The organism is Acinetobacter sp. 1542444 (assembly GCF_000581835.1).
GTDB lineage: Bacteria > Pseudomonadota > Gammaproteobacteria > Pseudomonadales > Moraxellaceae > Acinetobacter > Acinetobacter pittii.
In genome coordinates, this window is sequence record NZ_JEYA01000005.1 from 233,816 (window position 1) to 255,425 (window position 21,610).

Genomic DNA, 21,610 nt, shown 5'->3' on the forward strand with positions numbered 1-21,610 from the left:
TAAAGGTGAGTAATCCATGATTGTGATTGCAATGGGTGTTTGTGGAACAGGTAAAACCCTAATTGGTGAATTGTTATCAGAGCGTTTGGCTTGTGAGTTCCTTGATGGCGATACGCTTCATTCAGCTGCAAATAAAAGTAAGATGAGTCAAGGTATTCCCTTAACTGATGAAGACCGCTTGCCATGGTTACAGGCAATTCGTCAGGCCATTGAAACCAAACAGAGAGACGGTGAAACGGCTGTATTTACATGCTCATCTTTAAAACGCATGTATCGCGATATTTTAAGAGGTCAGGACCAGAATGTTAAGTTTGTCTACTTAAAAGGTTCTTATGAGTTATTACAGCAACGACTTGCAGAAAGATCAGGTCATTTTTTTGACCCAGCGTTGCTACAAACCCAGCTAGACACATTAGAGGAACCTGATGTGAATGAAGCAATTGCTATTGATATTGCTCTCACACCAGAACAGATCATTGAACAAGTCATCCAGAAGCTAGGGGTGACTGATAGTGTGTGTCGGGGGTAAATTCATCTAGAAAGATTATCAACGCTTTAACATATTCACCTTGTGGTTTACGGTTCAAGCAAGGTGAGTACGGATAATAATAGTGATATTGACCCGAATAAAACCTGATTACAGTGGCGAGTTCGGGAATATATAAAAGACATACGAATAATAAGGTATTAAGAAGAATGAATCAGTTAAATAATCTACAGCATAAATTCCCAGTAGTGGACGGTATTCCTGAAAGTGTACGTTTGCCATCTCAAATTCATCAGCGTGTCTCACTCGTGGATGGTGAGTTGAAGCTATGGGCTGGTGCAACCAAGAAAACATTATCTCCGATCTGGATTCAGCAGCCTGACGGTAGCCTACAGCAAGTTGAACTTGGTAGTTATCCAGTCATGGGTGAAAAAGAAAGCGATGAAGCACTAGAAGCAGCGGTAAGGGCTTACAATAATGGTCGTGGCGAATGGCCCATGATGAAGGTTGGTGAGCGCATTGCCTGTATGCAAAATTTTATTCAGCGCATGGTGGAGCAACGAGATCTGATTATTAAGCTGATCATGTGGGAAATTGGCAAAAGCTTGGCGGATTCAGAGAAAGAATTTGATCGTACGATTACCTACATGCGTCAAACGATTGATGCCCTGAAAGATTTAGATAATGCCAACTCCCGCTTTGTAATTGCTGAAGGTACGATTGGTCAAATTCGTCGTACTCCACTAGGTGTCGTGTTGTGTATGGGACCATACAACTACCCACTGAATGAAACCTTTGCAACTCTGATCCCAGCCATGCTGATGGGGAATACCATTATTTTTAAACCACCTCAATTCGGGACTTTGTTGTTTGAACCGTTACTAGAAGCGTTTCGTGACTCATTTCCAAAAGGCGTGATCAATACGATTTATGCACCAGGTTCTCTAGTAGTGCCGCATTTGCTGGCATCTGGGCAAATTAATGTACTGGCACTCATTGGTTCTAGTAAAGTGGCTGACCACTTGAAAAAACAACATCCAAAATCTCATCGTCTGCGTGCGATTCTAGGATTAGATGCAAAGAACGCAGCCATTATTCTGCCAGATGCTGATTTGGATCTGACAGTGAAAGAGTGTCTGTTGGGTGCATTGTCATTTAATGGTCAGCGTTGTACTGCGCTCAAAATGCTGATGGTACACCGCTCGATAGCCGATGAATTTGTTAACCGCTTAACGGCTGAACTGGCCAAACTTAAAGTGGGTATGCCGTGGGAAAAAGGTGTATTTATCACCCCATTACCAGGTATGCACCGTACGGCCTACATGACTGAAGTGATTGAAGATGCTGTGGCTAAAGGGGCAAAAGTAGTTAATCCGGAAGGTGGTGAGTTCTGCAAAACCATGTTCTATCCAGCCGTAGTTTATCCAGTGACTGAGGGGATGAGACTGTATCGTGAAGAACAGTTCGGTCCAGTGATACCAGTCTCTGTTTATGATGACATTGAAACTGTACTGGAATATGTCACTACTTCTGATCATGGGCAGCAGGTGAGTATTTTTGGTAGTGACCCTGAGCAAATTGGTCATTTAGTTGATCCGTTGGTCCATCAGGTCTGTCGTGTAAACATCAATTGTCAATGTCAGCGTGGCCCTGATGTATTCCCGTTCGGTGGTCGTAAAGATTCTGCGGAAGGTACATTGTCTGTGCATGATGCTCTGCGAGCGTTCTCTATCCGTTCTATGATTGCTGCTAAGCAGACAGATGATAGCAAAGGCATGTTGGCCTCTATGGTGTCTGAGCACTATTCTAAATTCGTGAATACCGACTTTATTTTCTAATTAATAACTTGAATAATAAAAAACGCCTGAAATTGATCAGGCGTTTTTGTTTGAACTCATAGATTAATTATTGACGAATTTGACCGTCACCTAACACAATCCATTTTTGAGAAGTTAAGCCTTCTAAGCCAACAGGACCGCGGGCATGGATTTTATCTGTAGAGATACCAATTTCTGCCCCTAAGCCATATTCAAAACCATCAGCAAAACGAGTTGAAGCATTGATTACAACTGAACTTGAATCTACACGAGCCAAGAACTGACGAGCCAAAGTATAGTTTTCAGTCACAATTGCATCGGTGTGATGTGAACCATATTTGTTAATATGGTCAATTGCTTCATCAATACCGCTAACCACTTTAACAGCAAGAATTGGCCCTAAATATTCGGTGTACCAATCTTCTTCTGTTGCAGGTTTTACAGAGGCACCCAAAATACGGCGTGTTTCTGGGCAGCCGCGTAACTCAACTTGTTTTTCAGCATATAGTTCGGCAATGCGTGGTAAGAAAACGTCTGCAATTTTTTCATCAACAAGCAGTGTTTCCATCGCATTACAAACACCGTAACGATGTGTTTTTGCATTCAATGTAATTGGTAAAGCTTTTTGCAGGTCTGCTTGTGCTTCAACGAATACATGGCAGTTACCATCAAGATGTTTAATCACCGGAATACGCGCTTCGTTGGTTACGCGCTCAATTAAGCTTTTACCACCACGTGGAACAATGACATCAACATATTCAGCCATTGTAATGAGGTGACCAACAGCTGCACGGTCAGAAGTTTCAATGACTTGTACTGAATGCTCAGGTAAACCGGCAACTTTTAAACCATGCTTAATTGCTTCTGCGATTGCTTTATTTGACTCGAGTGCTTCTGAACCACCGCGTAAAATAATGGCATTGCCTGATTTAATCGCTAAAGATGCAGCTTCAAGTGTTACGTTTGGACGTGATTCGTAAATCATACCAACGACACCTAAAGGTACACGCATTTTTCCAATTTGAATGCCTGTGGGGCGATATGCAAGATCAGTAATTTCCCCAATTGGATCGACAAGCGCGATCACATCTTTTAAACCTTGCAACATCCCTTTAAAGCGTGCGGGCGTAAGCTCAAGACGATCAAGTAAGGCACTGTCGAGCTGGTTGCTACGACCTTTATCCATGTCGATTTGATTCGCCGCCAAGATTGCTTCTTGATTATTTTCCAAAGCAGTATAAATAGCAGAGAGTGCATGATTTTTTAGTGAGGTAGAAGCACTTGTTAAGACGCGTGAGGCCTCGCGTGCTTGTTGCCCAACTTTTTGCATATATTGTTCAATTGAATCTTGCATAGCATTTTTTAATCATTTACCAATGAGTAAGATAGTAGCAGTCAAATGCGGAACAATGAATGGCTTTTTTTGAAAAATGTGACCGCCATAAAAAAACATTTAAATATTTTGCAAACTATTAGCGACTTAAACAAGATGAGCGGTCATTTCAGCGATTGCGTATATTTCAGACAATTGTTTAGAATGTTATTGTGCAATACAAACTAATACAAATTTTAAAGTTTTGTGCATAAAAGATTACGTGTTCAAGAAGGAACTCTTGCAGCATAAAAAAATTACAGCAAGGAGGAAGCAAGGATATGAATTCCATTATTCAAATGGATTCGGAGATCAACCAAGCTTATGCCGGTTTTGGCTTTTTCGATATCTACCATAGAGATAGTTTTAAACAACCTGCTCGTACAACATGGATTGACGGTTGGAAAATTGAATATATGGCAATTGCCGATCCTAAAACGATTCACAAAACACCGATTGTGATTGTTGGTGGTGCTTTCCAGAATTTTAATTCTTATAAATATTGTGTTGAACAATTGTTTGAAAGTGGTCCGGTTATTTTAATTGATTTACCTTCGATGGGTGCAAATCAGCAAATTACTAATCGCGACACAGGAGTATCTGCGGGTACTTTAGAACTTCCTGATTTATCTGAAATGTTAGGACGTTGGTTAGATATCGTTGGAATACAAAAAGTTTCTGTAATGGGAATGTCTTTAGGGTCTGTGATTGCCTCTTGTTTTGCTCATCAGCGCCCAGATTTGATGGATCGTATGATCTTGATGGGAGTTATGCAAAAGACTCGTAAAAGTTGGCGAATGATTTTAGAAGAGTCGCTCAAACTCATGCAAGAAAACCGCATGGAAGAGTTTGGGCAAGCTGTTATTTTGTATTTAGTTAATCATGCAAAATTAGATAAAACTCGTATGTCACCAACCGCTAAAAAGTTATTTTTTAGACAAATGGCCGAGTTTACGGGGACTGAGCGGGAACGTTATGAAATTAACTGTAACCGCCTTTTGCGGTTAACAGATGTACCTATTCCAGAGTGCAAAACGCTAGTTGCAGCAGGGCAATACGACAGTTTTACTCTGCCTCATGAAAACGCCAATTTTGCTTTGCAATGTCCTGATATGGAATTTGCACTTATTGCAAACGCTGATCATGTGCCACAGCTCCAGCGTCGTAAAGAAACCATGAGTTTGTTCACTTCATTCTTGAAGGGTGAATCTATCCACAATCTGGATGGTATTATTCCAATGACGCGTGACCAGATGCAAAAGATGGAGCGCCGTGGTGAAGAGCGAGTTCCAGTTTTGCAACCGAACACTCAACTGAGCCATCATGAATGTAAAACAGAAGTGCCAGTGACGATTGTTGACGTGACTTTCTTTGGGATGTATTTAAAAATGGATGATGTTTCACAGCTTGATTTTGTGAATGACCATCCACGTGATTTGGCACTGCATTTAGAAGATGAAGAAGGTCGTTTTGCAATTGAGTGTTTAATCTTTGAAGCTACTGAACAAGGAATACGTGCTTTATTTAAACATGGTAGTTTTGAGCTTGCTGATCGGTTAAGCCGTTTTATTGCTCGTCAAAAACAAGCAGCTTAATAATATAGTTATAGATGGAAGCTCGTTTATGTCGAGCTTCCATTTTTTATATTTATTATTTTATTTGAGCGTGAATAATCCAAACTAAGTCGCCTAAATGCTCTTCATGGCTATCTTGAGAAACTTCCCCAAAAAATATTTGTGGCTGTTCAATAGTAACCTGCTCAAATTCTGTATCTTTAAAAAAGTCATTAACTTCTTGTGGACTTTTGAAATGAAAACTAAATGAACTGCGAGACATGAGTTTAAGTAACTTACTACTATTCCAGATAATACTAGCGAGTTTGTTTTTAATGGGTTCAGGATATAAGTCGGTTAAATAGTGGAACTTTTTAAAAGTAGCCCCATAGTGGCCAATCGATTGGATCAATTGTTTTAATAAATCTTTATCAAAATAGTTAATCAAACCTTCACTGATTACAACCAATGGGCGGTTAGGGTCAAATACTTCAAATGCTTGTGCAAAAGCTTCTGTAAATAAATCAACTGATAAAACTTCAGGTGCATTTTTTTCAATTTGCTGTAACGCATTTTGTTTGGTTTGTGCCATATCGGGCAAATCAAGCTCCCGATAGGTAATCGAAGGGTAATGTTGTCTAAACCACCAGCCACGTGGAGACAGGCCACATGCTATTTCAAGCACCTGTAAATCAGGACTTTCTTGAATGAGTTGTTCTAAATGATGGTCAAGCATGGTGTGGCGTTGTTTGAGCGTAGTGCGCATACTACCGCCCACATATTTCTCTGCCCATGATTCTATTGGATGAACCAAATAAGCCAGTGATTTGCCTTTGGTTGTGGCAAGTGCTTCATGAGAGATCCCCATTTGATACCAGATATAACCCGTATAGTGGGCTGTAAAAGAGATATGGCGGTGTTTTGAAAGTTGTTGTGTCATTCGTCCTAGGCTCTATTTTTCCATAAATTTATCTTGATATTTTTTATGTCGTAATTTTCATAGCAGAGTCATGCTGTGTTCTAATTTTATTTAGTCATCAGCCTTCGGCTCGACCTACTTTTCTTTTGGGAAAAGTAGGCAAAACCATTGTCATCCACAAAACCTGTTCAAAGCCTGATATTTTTTGATTTAATTGCAAAAAAGCATTTTGCATAAACCATGCAGGTTGTGGATGACGTTACCGAGTATCCAATTGTTGAGACAATCTTATTTCATAAAAACTTATCAATTACTTAGTAAAGTTAAATCGAATTTTTAAACTCTTCAATGGCTGTTTTGACAGCTTGCCACTCATTTCCAAGCGATAAGGTTTCACCAATTTGAATTTGTGGAATTTGGCCGCGCATGCGTTCTAAACGCTCTTGGTTTGGTAGTTCTAAGTTTGTAATACCTTCGAGCGCTGTACAGGCTGCACTTCGGTCATTACACACCAGTCCCATGTCACCCCCAGCCGCTAGAGCAGCCTGAATACGCGCATCTGCCCCCCCTGCGACACAAGCAGCCTGCATGCTTAAGTCATCAGAGAAAAGTACACCATCAAACTTCAAACGCTTGCGTAGAACTTCTTGAATCCAGAAAGGTGAAAAACCTGCCGGATTTGGATCAACTTGATCATAAATCACATGTGCAGGCATGAGTGCATCTAGCTGAGGCATAAGCTTAATGAAGCTTTGCATATCGTGGTTGTAAATTTCGTCATAGCTACGGCTGTCGATTGCAGCTGCCACATGAGAGTCTGCTTTCACCGAGCCGTGACCAGGGAAGTGTTTGCCTGTATTCGCCATTCCGGCTTTTTTCATGCCTTGCATAAATGCGCCGGCAAGTGGAGCAATATCTTCAATATTTTTAGAGAAGCCACGGTCGCCAATCACGTCACTAATTGCGTTAAGATCTAAAACTGGTGCAAAACTAAAATCGATGCCGACTGCAAGGACTTCTGTTGCCATTAACCAACCGCACTGTTCAGCCAGCTCAAGTGCTTTTTGAGGTTGAGTTAAATATAACTCCCCAAAACGACCCATGGCCGGTAATAAGGTAAAACCTGATCTTAGGCGCTGAACTCGCCCACCTTCTTGGTCGACAGCAATTAAAATATCTGGACGAATTTGACGCATATGGTCCGTTAAGGCACGGACTTGTTGTGGAGATTCAATATTTCGTGCAAATAAAATCATGCCACCGACTTGCGGAGCGCGTAATAGTTCAATATCTTCTTGAGTAAGTTCTGTGCCGGCGATGTCCAGCATCAATGCGCCAATCATATTGGTTCCATTTGAATTTTGATTGAAAAACAATAAGCGAATTTTGCAATGTTTTGCTACATTTTGTCAGTACAGAATATGATAAAACTACACGGTATAAACAATTTAGTTGGTTAAGATTTTGAATCTGCTTAGTTCATATCGAAAACAGAGCGTGTAAGATAGGAACACCCAAGGAAGTATTAAAAATTTATGAAACTTCAAACTATAGCTTGTGCAGTAGCGATCGCGACTGGCGGTTTATTCTTCTCTCATACGATGAATGAAGCGAGAGCAGCAACCAATACTGCTGCGGTTTCTCAATCAATCCAGCCAACGCAAGAACAAGCTTTGGTAGCTCGCCAGCTGGCAACTTTAGTTGATCGCCAACATTATTTAAATATGCGTCTGGATGCGACGACATCAAATCGTATTCTTGATATGTATTTAGATAGTCTTGATCCAGATCACTCACTATTTTTAGACGCTGAAGTTCAAAATTATAAAAAACTCTATGGTTCAAATTTTGGTGCTTCATTAAAAGCGGGGAATTTGACTGGACCGTTTGCAATTCATCAGCAATATCGTGAACGTTTAAAACAGTTTTATGAGTTCATGTTAGCTGAGTTAAAACAACAGCAAAATTTAAAGCAGCCAAATAGCTATATTGAAGTTGATCGTGAAAAAGCACCGTATTTTAAAACGACTGCTGAGCAACAAAATCATTGGCGCAAAATGTTGGTTTCACAGTTAATCAACTTAACCATTAGTCGTGAAGAAGAGCAGGCGAAACAAAAAGCGCTTAAAGAAAATCCTTCACTTGCTGATGGTCAAGACTTAACTGGCCCAGAAGATTTAACGCCAGCTCAAACGTTAACTAAACGTTATACGCGTCAGCTTGAAAGAATTAGTCGTGTGAAAAGCGATGACGTCTTGGACAAAACATTAAATGCAATGTTGGCGACCTATGATCCACATAGTAACTATTACCCGCCAATTGATGCGATCGAACTTAATCGCCAAACTACCTTGCAACTAGAAGGTATTGGGGTGTCGATTCGTCCAGAACGTGGCAACGAAGATTACACCAAGATTGAAACCATTGTAGAAGGTGGTCCTGCAAGTAAGTCTGGTCAAGTGAAATCAGGAGATCGAATCATTGGTGTCGCACAAGAAGGCGAGAAAATGGTTGATGTGATTGGCTGGACAAGTTCTGAAATTGTTGGGCTTATTCGTGGTAAGCGCGGAACAAAAGTCACATTAAAACTTCTTGGTGCTGGCGCATCAATGAGTCAGGCTCGTAATGTGACTTTAGTACGTGATGTTATTCAAGAAGAAGATGCTGGTGTTCGTTCACGCACAGTTGAAGTGACACGTGATGGCAAAAAGCATGTGTTGGGCGTAATTGAAATTCCATCATTCTATTTTGACTATCGTTCACGTCGTGCAGGTCAACAATACCGTTCAGTTTCTGAAGATACTGCAAATGCTTTTGAAGCGCTAAAAGCGAAGAAAGTAGAAGGTATTATTATTGACTTACGTAATGACCCAGGTGGCTCATTAGAAGAAGTTGCACGTATGTTGGGGCAGGTGATTAAGTCTGGTCCGGTTGTACAAATTCGTGATGGCAATGGCAACGTAAGCGTGTTTGAAGATAACGATGGCGGCCAGCAAATTTATACAGGTCCACTCGCGGTATTGGTGAACTTGGCATCGGCATCAGCAAGTGAGATTTACTCTGCGGCAATTCAAGACTATGAGCGCGGTATTATTATTGGTAGTACAACCACTGGTAAGGGGACAGCTCAAGTACAACTTGATACTCTTGCATATGGTCAAGCGACTTTAACTCAGCGTAAGTTCTATCGTATTACTGGTGGTAGTACACAAAATAAAGGTGTAGTGCCAGACATTAAACTCGTCGATATCTATAACGAAGAGTTTGGTGAGCGTAAATCGAAGAATGCATTGAAGTGGGACACAATTCCTACTGCACCATTTAAGCGCGAAGGTTCTGTTCAACCTTATGTGACAAAGTTGTCTCAATTCTCTGAACAACGTGTTGGCAATGACGCTCAGTTTAAATATCTAAATAAACGTACAGCGATTGCTAAGGTAACAAGTGAGCAAAAACAAGTTGTACTTGATATTGATAAGCGCCGTGCTGAATTACTTGGCTTAGAGAAACAAACTTTAGATGCAGAAAATGAACGCCGTGCTGCAACGGGTCAAAAGCCTTTTGCAAACTGGGAAAGCTATCAAGCTTCATTAGATGCTCTAGCTGAATCTCGCGCTAAAATGAAAGCATCGCAACGTCCAGCGTTACCAGAAGAGGAAACTTTTGTGACTGAAGCTGCTAATGTACTCATGGATTATGCAAAATTGCAAAATCGCTAAGAGTTACTAGAATTTAAGAAAAAGCATGCTGTCATCAGTGTGCTTTTTTTATTTTTCATGTCAGTAAACTGTCATGCATTTATCATCAAAATGTCAAAAAAACTGCTTAATCTTTAAGCATGAAAATAAATACATTGATGGATGGCGCTATGCAAAGTTCATATGCGACAGCACTATTAAAACAACAGCAACTTCCTGAAAGCTTCCAATTCTTTTTTAAACAAAAGCAGCAGCTATCTAATGCACATTCATTGCATGATCTGGTGCGCCCACGTTTAAAAATTGCTATTGTGACGGAAACTTGGCCACCCGAAATCAATGGTGTGGCACTATCATTATTACAGTTATGCCAAGGTTTACAAAAACAGGGGCATAAGATTTTACTGATTCGCCCAGAGCAAAAAGCGAAATGTCATGACTTTACGCCAGAGCAAGAATGTCTGGTGATGTCACAAGCTATTCCAAAATATCCAACTTTACAATTTGGTTGGCCACAATATTTAAAAGTATCGAAAGCTTTTGAAAAGTTTGTGCCAGATGTTGTGCACATCGTGACTGAAGGGCCGTTAGGTTTAACCGCCATGCAGGCTGCTAAGGCAAAAGCTATTCCTGTTTCGAGCGGCTTTCATTCACCATTTCAAGACTTTAGTCGTTTCTTCGATTTGGCTTTTTTAGTCAAACCGATTCAAAAATACCTGTGCTGGTTTCACAATAACACTCAAGTAACTTGTGTGCCGAGTAAAGATACTCAAGAAGCATTACGCGGTTTTGGTATTACTTGTCCACTGGTTGTCGTTGGGCGTGGCGTAGATACAACCAGATTTTCACCGAAGCATCGCTCTGAAAATTTGCGAAAACAATGGGATGCTGATGAGAATACACGCGTTATGCTTTATGTGGGGCGTTTGTCTCCCGAAAAAGAAGTACAAGTTCTCATTGAAAGTTATGCGAACCTGCAAACCATTCAGCCAAATAAAACTAAATTGGTTATTGTAGGAGATGGCCCAGATTTTGCTCGTTTAAAGTCACTACCTGAAGCGAAGGGTGTTATCTTTACCGGAAGTCTGAGAGGTCAAGATTTGGCGGCTGCCTATGCGAGTGCAGATGTATTCGTATTTGCGAGTCAAGTTGAAACGTTTGGTAACGTAGTTTTAGAGGCAATGGCAAGCGGTTTACCAGTTATAGCGTATGATTATGCATGTGCACATCAATACTTAACACATGGTGTGAATGGCTGGTTAAGCCCACTTGGACAAAAAAACCACTTTATACAACAAATTTATCAGCTTCCTTCAGTACAACAACTTAGAGAAATGGGCGTACAAGCCTGTCATAAAGTACAGCAAAGCGGTTGGCAACTTCCGGTTCAGCAATTGGAGCAGGCATTTTATCAGGTAGTGAAGGAGCCCTCGTTGGACTTCACCTAAGTATCCTAAGATAGGAGAATGACCATGAAATTTAAGAATGCAAAAATAAAAATACTCGATTTAGATTTGAGAGGCTGTTTATATCTGAATAATTTCTCTCACTCACAGCGTGTTGCCCTTTTTTTCAAAATTATCAGTCGTGTTGGAGATGGTCCATTTTGGTATCTAATGTTGGCAATCGTGTGGGGTATGCAAGGCATTAACTATAGCTTGCAAATCATCTACTTGTTATTAGGTGGTTCTGTTGGCACAGCAATCTATAAATTTTTAAAACACAAAACAACGCGACCACGTCCTTATCAGGTGCATCAGGTAATTGTACTTGGTGAAAGACCGCTTGATCACTTTAGTTTTCCATCAGGTCACACGCTTCATGCGGTCATGGTGACAATTGTATTGGGTTACATCCAGCCAGTTTTGCTTGCTGCCATGTTCCCATTTATGGTGCTTGTCGCTTTGTCTCGGATGGTACTGGGCCTTCATTATCCAAGTGATGTGATTGTTGGTGCGCTAATTGGTGCAGCGGTCGCGGCTACGATTATTTTTGTGGCGCCATTATTGAACATCGCTTTATAAGTATCGGTAATTTTTATCAGCTTAAGCTATCGATTAAGTTTGTGGATTTGCTAAAGTACACAGTTCGTGATTTAGCAGATTAAACAGATAGGAGCCGCTATGGGCTTACGTTGGACAGATACGATTGATATTGCCATTGAATTGTCAGAAGCACATCCAGAAGTTGATCCGCAATGGATCCGTTTTACCGATTTACATGCATGGGTGTGCGCATTGCCAGACTTCAGTGATGACCCAAATAAATCGACAGAAGGATTGCTAGAAGGTATTCAGATGGCCTGGATAGACGAAGTTCGCTAAAAACAGTAGAAAAAATCGCAACTTTTACACATTCAAAGCTGATTATTGCCTATGACATCGGTATAATGCGGCAAATTTTTTAAAGTTTAAATCTTAAAATAAAGGAGCCACTCATGGCTATTGAACGTACTTTGTCTATCGTAAAACCTGATGCAGTGTCTAAAAACCACATCGGTGAAATTTTTGCTCGTTTTGAAAAAGCGGGTTTAAAAATTGTTGCGACTAAAATGAAACACCTTTCTCAAGCTGATGCTGAAGGTTTCTATGCTGAGCATAAAGAACGTGGTTTCTTTGGTGACTTAGTTGCATTCATGACTTCTGGTCCAGTTGTAGTATCTGTTCTTGAAGGCGAAAATGCAGTTCTTGCACACCGTGAAATCTTAGGTGCTACAAACCCTAAAGAAGCTGCTCCTGGTACGATCCGTGCTGACTTTGCTGTAAGCATCGACGAAAACGCTGCTCACGGTTCTGACTCAGTTGCTTCTGCAGAGCGTGAAATTGCTTACTTCTTTGCTGACAACGAGATCTGCCCACGCACTCGTTAATCGAAAGCATTCAAACCAGATAAGTGGTATACTACTTATCTGGTTTTTTTATTCTCTTAAGAGAATATTGTTTGATTCTTGAACAATATCTTCAGTTTTTTGACATGGTTTAGGTAAATACACATGAGTTCTGCAGTGGTCGTTTCATCTGAAAATCTTGATGGACAGCAGCAATCTTCGTCCACGCCGGTAATCCCTGCTGCCGAAAATAAAGTGAATTTACTCGGCATGTCTCGTCCTGAGTTAGAAAAATTCTTTGAAGATATTGGTGAGAAGAAGTTTCGTGCCGGACAGGTCATGAAATGGATACATCAATACTTTGTTACTGACTTTGCTGAAATGACCAATATTTCAGGCAAATTACGTGCGAAGCTTGAACAGATTTGTGAAATTAAAGCACCTGAAGTGGTTCACCGTCATTACTCAAAAGATGGTACACGTAAGTGGGTGTTTCGCGTAGGTGAGGGTGCAGGTTCTTTAGTTGAAACTGTATTAATTCCTGCTGAAGATAAAACTGGGTTACGTAAAACGCTTTGTATTTCCTCTCAAGTGGGCTGCGCATTAGATTGCTCATTTTGTTCAACAGGCAAACAAGGTTTCCAACGTGATTTAACGCCAGATGAAATTATTGGGCAACTCTGGATGGCAAACTATTCTTATATGGAAGAAGTGCCTGTTGCCGAGCGCGAACGTTCAGTGACCAATGTTGTGATGATGGGCATGGGTGAGCCATTGCTCAACTATGATGCCGTATTAAGCTCAATGCAGATTATGCTTGATGACTTTGCTTATGGCATGTCAAAACGTCGTGTGACTTTATCGACATCAGGTGTTGTACCGAAAATTGACCAGCTTGCAAAAGACATTGATGTGGCTTTAGCCATTTCTTTACATGCGCCAAACGATGAATTACGTAACGAATTAGTACCTATTAATAAAAAATATCCATTGGCTCAGTTAATTGCAGCATGTCAGCGTTATATTGCCAAAGATGGTAATGAAAGTACGCGTAAACATGTGACGATTGAATATGTGATGTTAGAAGGCGTGAATGATCAGCCTGAACATGCACAGCAAATGATTAAATTATTAAAAAATTTACCAAGTAAAATTAACTTGATTCCGTTTAACCCGTTCCCGCATGCGCCATATGGTCGCTCAAGCCGAAATCGTATTATCTCGTTCCAAAAAACTTTGTCTGATGCGGGATTTGTGTGTACGATTCGTCAAACACGTGGTGATGATATTGACGCTGCATGTGGGCAGTTAGTGGGTCAAGTGGCTGACAGAACCCGTCGTGCTGAACAGTGGCAGAAAAAAGTCACACAGCGTCAAGAGATTTTGCGTACACAAGGATAAATTGAGGGCAGGCTTTGAGTATTCCAAAGTTAAAAACGGTCTTATGTATGGGGATTGCAGTTGCATTTCTGGCAAGTGGTTGCCAGACAACGCATACGCAAAAAAAAGACCCAGAGAAAGCAGTAAAGGTGCGTACACAACTTGCTGCTGAACATATCCGTTCGGGTGACTTGGATTCAGCAAAGCGAGCTCTTGATCAAGCTTTAAGTGTAGATAGCCGCGATGCTACTGCAAATATGATGATGGGTATTTTGCTACAGCAAGAAGGTAGCAAACCCAATTTAGAAAAAGCAGAACATTATTTTAAACGAGCAATTTCATCTGAACCAGATAATGCTCAAGCACATAATAATTATGGTACTTATTTATATCAAATGGAGCGTTATAATGATGCGGTTGAGCAATTTCGTATTGCTGGCGCAACATTAGGTTATGACCAACGCTATCAGGCATTAGAAAATCTGGGGCGTATTTATTTAAAATTGGGTGATGTTGCGAATGCTGAAAAAACATTCAAACAAGCACTCCTTGCTAACCGCGACTCTTATATTTCAATGTTAGAGTTAGCGGAAATTTTTTATTTGCAGCAGCAGATTCCGGCTGCTACACAAATGTATGAGCAATATGTTCGTACAGTGGGGCAGAAAAATCAGGGTGCAAGAGCACTTTGGATTGGTGTAAGAGTGGCTCGAGCCAATGCGGGTAAAATGGGAATGCAAGTGTTAGTAAACCAGTTACGTGCTTTGTTCCCGGAAAGTCCAGAATATCAACGTTATTTGCAATTACAGTATAGTACTGAGGCCGTATGGAAATAAATCCTAATTCACAGCAGCCAACTGGCTCAAGCTTACCGACTTCTGCTTTAGGAAATATTCAACGTCCTGGTGAGTATTTACGTCAAATTCGAGTTGCTCAGAATAAAGAGTTAGGGCAAGTTTCTTCAGATTTAAATATGCCGGTTAAGACCTTGACCGCTTTAGAGCAAGATGACTATAAATCATTGCCGGAAGCGACTTTCATTAAGGGTTATTACCGTTCATATGCAAAATATTTGAATACGGACGCGACGGCAATTATTCAGCGTTTCGATGAGATTTATGCAAATGATACTGGGCTGTTACCAAATCATGCCTTAAATAATTCGCCAATTAAAATCATGGGTAAACTCCCGGGTTCTAATAGTGATCGTAATAAGAAATGGTTAAAGCGCGCACTTCTTGCTGTTGTAATTCTTGCTGTTGTGTCATTGCTTGTTATGGGTGTCCAAAAATGGACTTCAAAGAAAGAAGATGCTGATTTACCTAAAGTAAATCAATCGAATGTTGAAGTTTTACCTATGCAAGGGGCTACAACCTCAACCGTGGGTGACCAATTGGTGTTAAACTTTAACCGACCAACTTCTGTTCATATTGTTGATGCAACAGGTAAAGTTTTGGCGACAGGTCGCCAGTCATCAACTTTAAACTTAACTGGTGAGTCTCCATTCCAGATTCGTCTTGATGATGCAACGGCTGTGTCATTAAGTCTAAACCAAGAACAGATTTCATTGTCTCCATATACGGTAAACGGTAAAGCAGAATTCCGTTTATCCCGCTAATACCATGAGTTGAGCGATACAATGATAGAGAACCCAATTAAACGTCGACCAACACGTAAAATCCGTGTTGGTTCGGTGTATGTCGGTGGCGATGCACCTATTAGTGTGCAAAGTATGACAAATACCGAAACTTGCGATGTCGATGCAACCGTTGCTCAAATCGAGCGTTGCGTTGATGCAGGTGCTGATATTATGCGTGTTTCGGTCCCATCTATGGAGGCTGCTGAGGCATTTGGTGCGATCCGTAAACGTGTTTCAGTTCCATTGGTGGCTGATATTCACTTTGACCATAGAATTGCTCTGGCAGTTGCAGACTATGGTGCAGACTGTTTACGTATTAACCCAGGTAATATCGGCTCAGATCAGAAAGTGCGTGAAGTTGTTGCTGCGGCACGTCATCATGGCATTTCTATGCGTATTGGGGTCAATGCGGGTTCTTTAGAAAAAGATTTACAAAAGAAATATGGCGAGCCTACAGGTGAGGCATTGCTTGAATCAGCACTACGTCATATTGATATTTTAGATCGTCTCAACTTCCATGAATTTAAAGTCAGCGTAAAAGCCTCAAATGTGTTTTTAACCATGGATGCTTACCGTTTACTTTCAAAGCAAATTGATAATCCATTACATTTAGGCGTAACTGAAGCTGGTATTTACCGTACAGGTACTGTGAAATCAGCGATTGCCCTTGGTGGATTGTTGATGGAAGGTATTGGCGATACGATGCGTATTTCGCTTGCCGCCGAACCGGAAGATGAAATCAAGATTGGTTTTGATATCTTAAAATCACTAGGGCTTCGTTCTAACGGGATTAACTTTATTGCTTGCCCAAGTTGTTCTCGCCAAGAATTTAATGTTATTCAGGTAATGCAAGCATTGGAAGAGCGTTTAGAAGATATTCGTACTCCAATGGATGTGTCGGTAATTGGTTGTAAAGTAAACGGCCCGGGTGAAGCAAAAGAAGCTGACATCGGGGTTGTTGGGGCTGCGCCTCGCTCATTGGTTTATCGTAATGGTGAAAAAAGCCATTTAATCGATACCGATCAATTGGTTGATGAAATCGAAACTATGGTTCGTCAACGTGTCCAAGAGCTTGAAGAAGCTAAATCTAAAGAAATTATTCGTAGTTCATCATGAGTTCAATCGTCGCAATCAAAGGTTTTAATGACATCTTGCCAACGCAAACAGTAGCGTGGAGACGTCTCGAGCAACATTTAGCATCTTTAATGGATGCTTATGGATATCAACAAATTCGTTTGCCGATCGTTGAACAAACGGGCTTGTTTAAACGTGCTATTGGTGATGCTACCGATATTGTTGAAAAAGAAATGTATACCTTTTTTGACAAAGGCAATCCACCCGAGTCATTAACCTTACGTCCGGAAGGTACAGCAGGTTGTGTTCGTGCATTGGTTGAACATAATTTGTTGCGCGGTGCTACGCCACGCGTGTGGTATATGGGACCTATGTTCCGTTATGAGAAGCCACAAAAAGGACGTTACCGCCAGTTCCACCAGTTTGGCGTGGAAACTTTCGGTGTTGCGACTCCTGATATTGATGCTGAATTGATTATGTTGACCGCTCGTTTATGGAAACGTATGGGCGTTGCTGATAAGGTTCAGCTTGAGTTAAATACTTTGGGCGAAACTGAAGAGCGTACAGAGTATCGTAATGCTTTAGTTGCGTTTTTAAACGAGCATAAAGATGCGTTGGATGAAGACTCACAGCGTCGTTTAACAACGAATCCATTACGTATTTTGGATTCTAAAATTGAATCTACTCAGAAAATTTTAGAAAATGCGCCAAAATTACATGACTTCTTGAAAGAAGAAAGTTTGGATCATTTTAAGCAGTTACAAGATTATTTGACAGCTGCTGGCATCCAATTTGTCATTAATCAAAAATTGGTGCGTGGTCTGGATTACTACAATAAAACCGTTTTTGAATGGACAACTACCGCTTTAGGTTCGCAAGGTACTGTATGTGCTGGTGGTCGCTACGACGGTTTAGTTGGTCAGCTAAAAGGTAAGGCCGATCAATCTGTACCTGCTGTTGGTTTTGCAATGGGTATGGAGCGTTTATTGCTTCTACTTGAGCAGGTTGAACAAGCTCAAGTTATTCGTGATTGTGAAGTATTCTTGGTTGCAGAGCCTGCTTATCAAACTAAAGCTTTGATTTTAGCAGAACAATTACGTGACCAGTTAGAAGCTGCAAATAGCAGTATTCGAATCAAAACAGGTTCACAAGGCAGTATGAAGAGTCAGATGAAAAAAGCTGATCAGGCTGGGGCTGTTTACGCCATGATTTTAGGTGAGCGTGAATGGGAAGCACAGCAGCTTGCTATCAAAGAGTTAGCAACAGCTGAGCAGTCACAAGTTGCGCTGGCTGAGCTTGTACCATTCTTAATCGAAAAATTTACAAAATAAACTGAAACATCTGGAAAAGGACAATCACATGAGTGTAAGTGATGAAGAACAATTCGACAGCTTAAAGTCGTTCGCCAAAAAATATGGTTCTGCCATGATTAGCGGGATTCTCATTGCATTGATTGCCTTTTTTGGGTGGGAATATTGGCAAAAAAGAAATCTTGCGAGCAGCCAGACAGAAACTGCAAAAGTACAGCAGTTAATGGATGAGGCAAATGCAAGTGCTGATAATCCTAATGCTTTAACTTCGGTCACTGCATCGGCAGATAAAATCGTAAAAGATGATATCGATTCTGTTCAGGCGATACAGACTCAGTTTGTATTAGCAAAATTAGCCTATGAAAAACAAGACTATGCTGCTGCTGAAAAAGCATTGAAGAAAGTCGAAAATTCAAAAGTAAAAGATGAAGGTTTGATTCAGGTTGTAAAATTGCGTTTAGCAGATGCACAATTGGCGCAAAACAAATATGATGAAGCACTAAAAACCTTGTCTGGTAACGTCGATCCTGCATTTAAAGCAACAGTAGAAGAGTTACGTGGTGATATCTTTGTTGCCAAGAAAGATATTGATTCTGCTAAAAAAGCGTATCAGGCAGCATGGGATTCGTTACTGGAACGTAAACAAGAACGACAAATTTTACAAATTAAACTCGAAAGTGTTGGCGTTTTAGTTGAAGATCCACAGATTGAGCGCCCAATTTTGGAAACACAGGTGGAAGAGTCTTAATGAATCAGAAATTCAAACTGCCTTTGGCAATTGCAATCGCATCAGCTGTACTGGTGGGATGTTCTAGCAACAAAGTAAAAGAAGCAAAACCAAATCCACTACCGAAATTGACTGAGTCGAAAAAGACTCTAGTACCCGTGTTTTCGCGCAGTGTTTCTTCTACTGATAAGGCAGATCCGTTACGTTTGCAGCTTGACGCAAGTGAGGGCGTGGTCTTTACGCTTGACCCAAAAGGTGAAGTCGCTGCATATCGTGGTAAGCAGCGTCTTTGGGAGAAAAAAGTCAGCAAATTAGGCTTGAGCTCTGGTGTTGAAGCTGCTGAAGGAATTGTTGTTGTTGGTAATAGTAAAGGTCAACTTTTTGCTTTAGATCAGGCAACAGGTGAACAAAAGTGGACTGCGCAGTTATCTGGTGCACTATTAAGTCCTTCTTTAGTTCAGTCTGGACGCGTTATTACCATTGCTAATGATGGTACTGTATTTGCGCATGATGCTGGGTCAGGCCAACAAGTTTGGGCTTATAAATTACCAAATGTCCAATTTAGTTTACGTGGTCAGGCGTCACCGGTGAGTCTTGACCCGCGTACCGTATTAATCGCATCTGCGAATGCGTATGTTTATGCAATTGATACGATTAGTGGTATTCCACGTTTCCAACGTCGTGTTGCGGTAAGTGAAGGTCGTTCTGATATTCAACGTTTGATTGATATCGATGGTGATCCTACTGTTGCTGGACAGTTTATGGTAACTACAAGTTTCCAAGGACAAGTGACTGTAACTGATCTAGCTTCTCAACGTGTAGTTTGGAGTGAAGACTCAAGTAGCACGAAGCGTCCAGAAGTTTATGACAATAAAGTATTTGTTTCATCAACTGATGGTAAGTTAACTGCTTATGATTTAACGACAGGCGAACAAGTTTGGCAAAATGATAGTTTATTAAACCGTCATTTAAGTAACCCTGTTGTGTTGGGATCGGACCTTATTGTTGGTGATTTAGATGGCGTATTACATCTTGTTGATCCTGCAACAGGTAAGTTGATTGGTCGTTCAAAAACAAGTGGTGAGGTCAATACATTACGTGTTATTGAGAACCAACTTTACGTTTCGACCAGAAAAGGCGATTTAAGTATTTGGCAGAATCGTTAATTTCATTTGCTTGTGCTAAAATAGCCGCTTAACAAATTACGCTGTTAAAAAAATATCGGGGTGTTTGAATTAAATCAGTTCAAAGCCCCGTCTTTTATTATGGTCATATCTGACCTTAAAATATATCTCCTGTATTGTTTCTAATGCTCATGCCATGAGATATGGCTGGGCTTGAATTAAGGTTATTGTATGAAACCCGTTATTGCGCTCATTGGTCGTCCGAATGTCGGAAAATCAACGTTATTTAACCAGATTACCAAGAGTCGTGATGCACTTGTAGCCGACTTCGCGGGTCTGACTCGTGACCGTAAATATGGTGATGCGACTTATCAAAATAAGTCTTTCATTGTTGTTGATACTGGTGGTATCGGTGAGAGCGAAGGCGGTATTGATAACTACATGGCCGAGCAGTCAAAAACAGCGATCAATGAAGCAGATATTATTATTTTTGTGGTTGACGCTCGTGCTGGGTTGTTAGCTTCTGATGAACAAATTGCTCGTGAACTACGTACTTTAGGCAAGAAAATTTATCTTGTTGCGAACAAGGTAGATGGTGTTCATGCTGAAGCAGCTTTGGTTGAGTTCTATAAACTTGGTATGGGTGAACCATTACAAGTTGCCGCTAGCCATGGTCGTGGCGTACAGCAAATGCTGGAAGATGTACTTGCGGAAGTTCCAGAAGATGAAAATCCTGAAGAACATGACAAAGATACTGGCTTACGTTTAGCAATTATTGGTCGTCCTAACGTTGGTAAGTCAACACTGGTCAACCGTTTGCTTGGTGAAGACCGTGTGGTGGCATTTGACCAACCAGGTACAACGCGTGACTCGATTTACATTCCTTTTGAGCGTGAAGGCCGTAAATACACCTTAATTGATACAGCAGGTGTGCGTCGTAAAGGTAAAGTTGATGAAATGATTGAGAAGTTCTCAATTGTTAAAACTTTGCAAGCAATGAAAGATGCACATGTTGTAGTGGTTGTAGTCGATGCGCGTGAAGGTATTGTTGAGCAAGACTTGCATTTAATTGGCTATGCGCTTGAAGCTGGTCGTGCCATGGTTATTGCCATCAACAAATGGGATAACATGTCTGAATACGACCGCAAGCAGTGTAAGCTTGATGTTGAACGTCGTTTTGACTTTATTCCATGGGCAAAAATCCATTTAATTTCTGCTTTACATGGAACTGGGGTGGGTGATTTATATCCTTCTATCCACCGTGCTTATGAGTCTGCGAACTTAAAAGTATCACCAGCTAAATTGACTCAAATTTTGAGTGATGCGACAGAAGCTCATCAACCGCCAATGATTAGCGGTCGTCGTATTAAAATGCGTTATGCGCATATGGGTGGACAGAACCCACCGACTATTGTGATCCATGGTAATAAGGTTGATAAGACACCTGCCGATTATCGCCGTTATTTAGAAAACGTGTTCCGTAAAGTATATAAACTCGAAGGTACGCCAGTTCGTATTGACTTTAAAACTTCTGAAAACCCATTTGAAGGTCGTAAGAGTCAGGTTGATGAACGTACTGCTGCACGTCGCCGTCGCTACATTCAGAAATTCAAAAAAGCAGAGAAAAAATTTAACCGTTAAGTTTTTTACTGTTCAAAAACCCAAAGTTTTCTTTGGGTTTTT

General features: G+C 40.8%; 19 protein-coding genes. 16 read left to right on the top strand and 3 right to left on the bottom strand.

Annotated elements, in window-relative coordinates; genetic code table 11:
- The first annotated feature begins 16 nt into the window (after positions 1–16).
- A complete protein-coding gene (locus J580_RS18405) occupies positions 17–529 on the top strand; it encodes a gluconokinase (protein WP_014208329.1) in 513 nt (170 codons plus the stop codon).
- A gap of 167 nt (positions 530–696) precedes the next feature.
- Positions 697–2,325: an NADP-dependent glyceraldehyde-3-phosphate dehydrogenase gene (locus J580_RS18410; RefSeq protein WP_032005179.1), complete on the top strand. Its 1,629-nt coding sequence runs from the start codon at positions 697–699 to the stop codon at positions 2,323–2,325.
- A 67-nt stretch (positions 2,326–2,392) separates the two neighbouring features.
- On the opposite strand, the gene J580_RS18415 is transcribed toward J580_RS18410, so the two are convergent.
- A complete protein-coding gene (locus J580_RS18415; protein ID WP_032005180.1) occupies positions 2,393–3,658 on the bottom strand; it encodes a glutamate-5-semialdehyde dehydrogenase in 1,266 nt (421 codons plus the stop codon).
- A gap of 299 nt (positions 3,659–3,957) precedes the next feature.
- Here J580_RS18415 and J580_RS18420 point away from each other — a divergent pair, with 299 nt between their 5' ends.
- A complete protein-coding gene (locus J580_RS18420; RefSeq protein ID WP_032005181.1) occupies positions 3,958–5,271 on the top strand; it encodes an alpha/beta fold hydrolase in 1,314 nt (437 codons plus the stop codon).
- Positions 5,272–5,326: 55 nt separating this feature from the next.
- Here the strand turns inward: J580_RS18420 and J580_RS18425 are convergent, their stop codons facing one another.
- Positions 5,327–6,169, bottom strand: a complete 843-nt coding sequence (locus J580_RS18425; protein WP_032005182.1) for a class I SAM-dependent methyltransferase — start codon at positions 6,167–6,169, stop codon at positions 5,327–5,329.
- Between the two features lie 302 nt (positions 6,170–6,471).
- Positions 6,472–7,491 (bottom strand): beta-N-acetylhexosaminidase, encoded by a 1,020-nt coding sequence (gene nagZ / locus J580_RS18430; RefSeq protein WP_032005183.1) that lies wholly within the window; start codon positions 7,489–7,491, stop codon positions 6,472–6,474.
- Positions 7,492–7,683: 192 nt separating this feature from the next.
- Between nagZ and J580_RS18435 the strand changes: the two genes are divergently transcribed.
- The 13 genes from J580_RS18435 to der all read left to right on the top strand — a co-directional run bounded on the left by J580_RS18435 (position 7,684) and on the right by der (position 21,568).
- On the top strand, positions 7,684–9,867 hold the full coding sequence (locus tag J580_RS18435) for a carboxy terminal-processing peptidase (RefSeq protein WP_032005184.1): 2,184 nt from the start codon (positions 7,684–7,686) through the stop codon (positions 9,865–9,867).
- Between the two features lie 137 nt (positions 9,868–10,004).
- The gene (locus J580_RS18440) at positions 10,005–11,294 is read left to right on the top strand and encodes a glycosyltransferase family 4 protein (protein WP_075383343.1); all 1,290 of its coding nucleotides are present in this window, start codon (positions 10,005–10,007) and stop codon (positions 11,292–11,294) included.
- Positions 11,295–11,318: 24 nt separating this feature from the next.
- Entirely contained in the window at positions 11,319–11,870 is a 552-nt protein-coding gene (locus tag J580_RS18445) for a phosphatase PAP2 family protein (protein WP_005066176.1), read from the top strand.
- 99 nt (positions 11,871–11,969) lie between these two features.
- Positions 11,970–12,170 (top strand): Fe-S cluster assembly protein IscX, encoded by a 201-nt coding sequence (gene iscX, locus J580_RS18450; protein WP_004698764.1) that lies wholly within the window; start codon positions 11,970–11,972, stop codon positions 12,168–12,170.
- A 113-nt stretch (positions 12,171–12,283) separates the two neighbouring features.
- Positions 12,284–12,715: a nucleoside-diphosphate kinase gene (gene ndk, locus J580_RS18455; protein ID WP_000963851.1), complete on the top strand. Its 432-nt coding sequence runs from the start codon at positions 12,284–12,286 to the stop codon at positions 12,713–12,715.
- 123 nt (positions 12,716–12,838) lie between these two features.
- Positions 12,839–14,074 carry a 23S rRNA (adenine(2503)-C(2))-methyltransferase RlmN gene (gene rlmN / locus J580_RS18460; protein ID WP_002115097.1) on the top strand — a complete coding sequence of 412 codons (1,236 nt, stop codon included), beginning with the start codon at positions 12,839–12,841 and terminating at the stop codon, positions 14,072–14,074.
- A gap of 14 nt (positions 14,075–14,088) precedes the next feature.
- The gene (gene pilW, locus J580_RS18465) at positions 14,089–14,889 is read left to right on the top strand and encodes a type IV pilus biogenesis/stability protein PilW (RefSeq protein WP_212750317.1); all 801 of its coding nucleotides are present in this window, start codon (positions 14,089–14,091) and stop codon (positions 14,887–14,889) included.
- Entirely contained in the window at positions 14,880–15,671 is a 792-nt protein-coding gene (locus J580_RS18470; RefSeq protein WP_002114935.1) for a helix-turn-helix domain-containing protein, read from the top strand. Before pilW ends, J580_RS18470 begins: the two co-directional genes overlap by 10 nt.
- A 21-nt stretch (positions 15,672–15,692) precedes the next feature.
- Complete coding sequence (gene ispG / locus J580_RS18475; protein WP_002115078.1) at positions 15,693–16,808, top strand: flavodoxin-dependent (E)-4-hydroxy-3-methylbut-2-enyl-diphosphate synthase; 1,116 nt, start codon at positions 15,693–15,695, stop codon at positions 16,806–16,808.
- Entirely contained in the window at positions 16,805–18,097 is a 1,293-nt protein-coding gene (gene hisS, locus J580_RS18480; protein WP_032005186.1) for a histidine--tRNA ligase, read from the top strand. Before ispG ends, hisS begins: the two co-directional genes overlap by 4 nt.
- Before the next feature lie 28 nt (positions 18,098–18,125).
- Entirely contained in the window at positions 18,126–18,824 is a 699-nt protein-coding gene (locus J580_RS18485; RefSeq protein WP_017398816.1) for a YfgM family protein, read from the top strand.
- A complete protein-coding gene (gene bamB / locus J580_RS18490; RefSeq protein WP_032005187.1) occupies positions 18,824–19,969 on the top strand; it encodes an outer membrane protein assembly factor BamB in 1,146 nt (381 codons plus the stop codon). Before J580_RS18485 ends, bamB begins: the two co-directional genes overlap by 1 nt.
- A 189-nt stretch (positions 19,970–20,158) precedes the next feature.
- On the top strand, positions 20,159–21,568 hold the full coding sequence (gene der, locus J580_RS18495) for a ribosome biogenesis GTPase Der (RefSeq protein ID WP_005066184.1): 1,410 nt from the start codon (positions 20,159–20,161) through the stop codon (positions 21,566–21,568).
- Positions 21,569–21,610 lie beyond the last annotated feature (42 nt).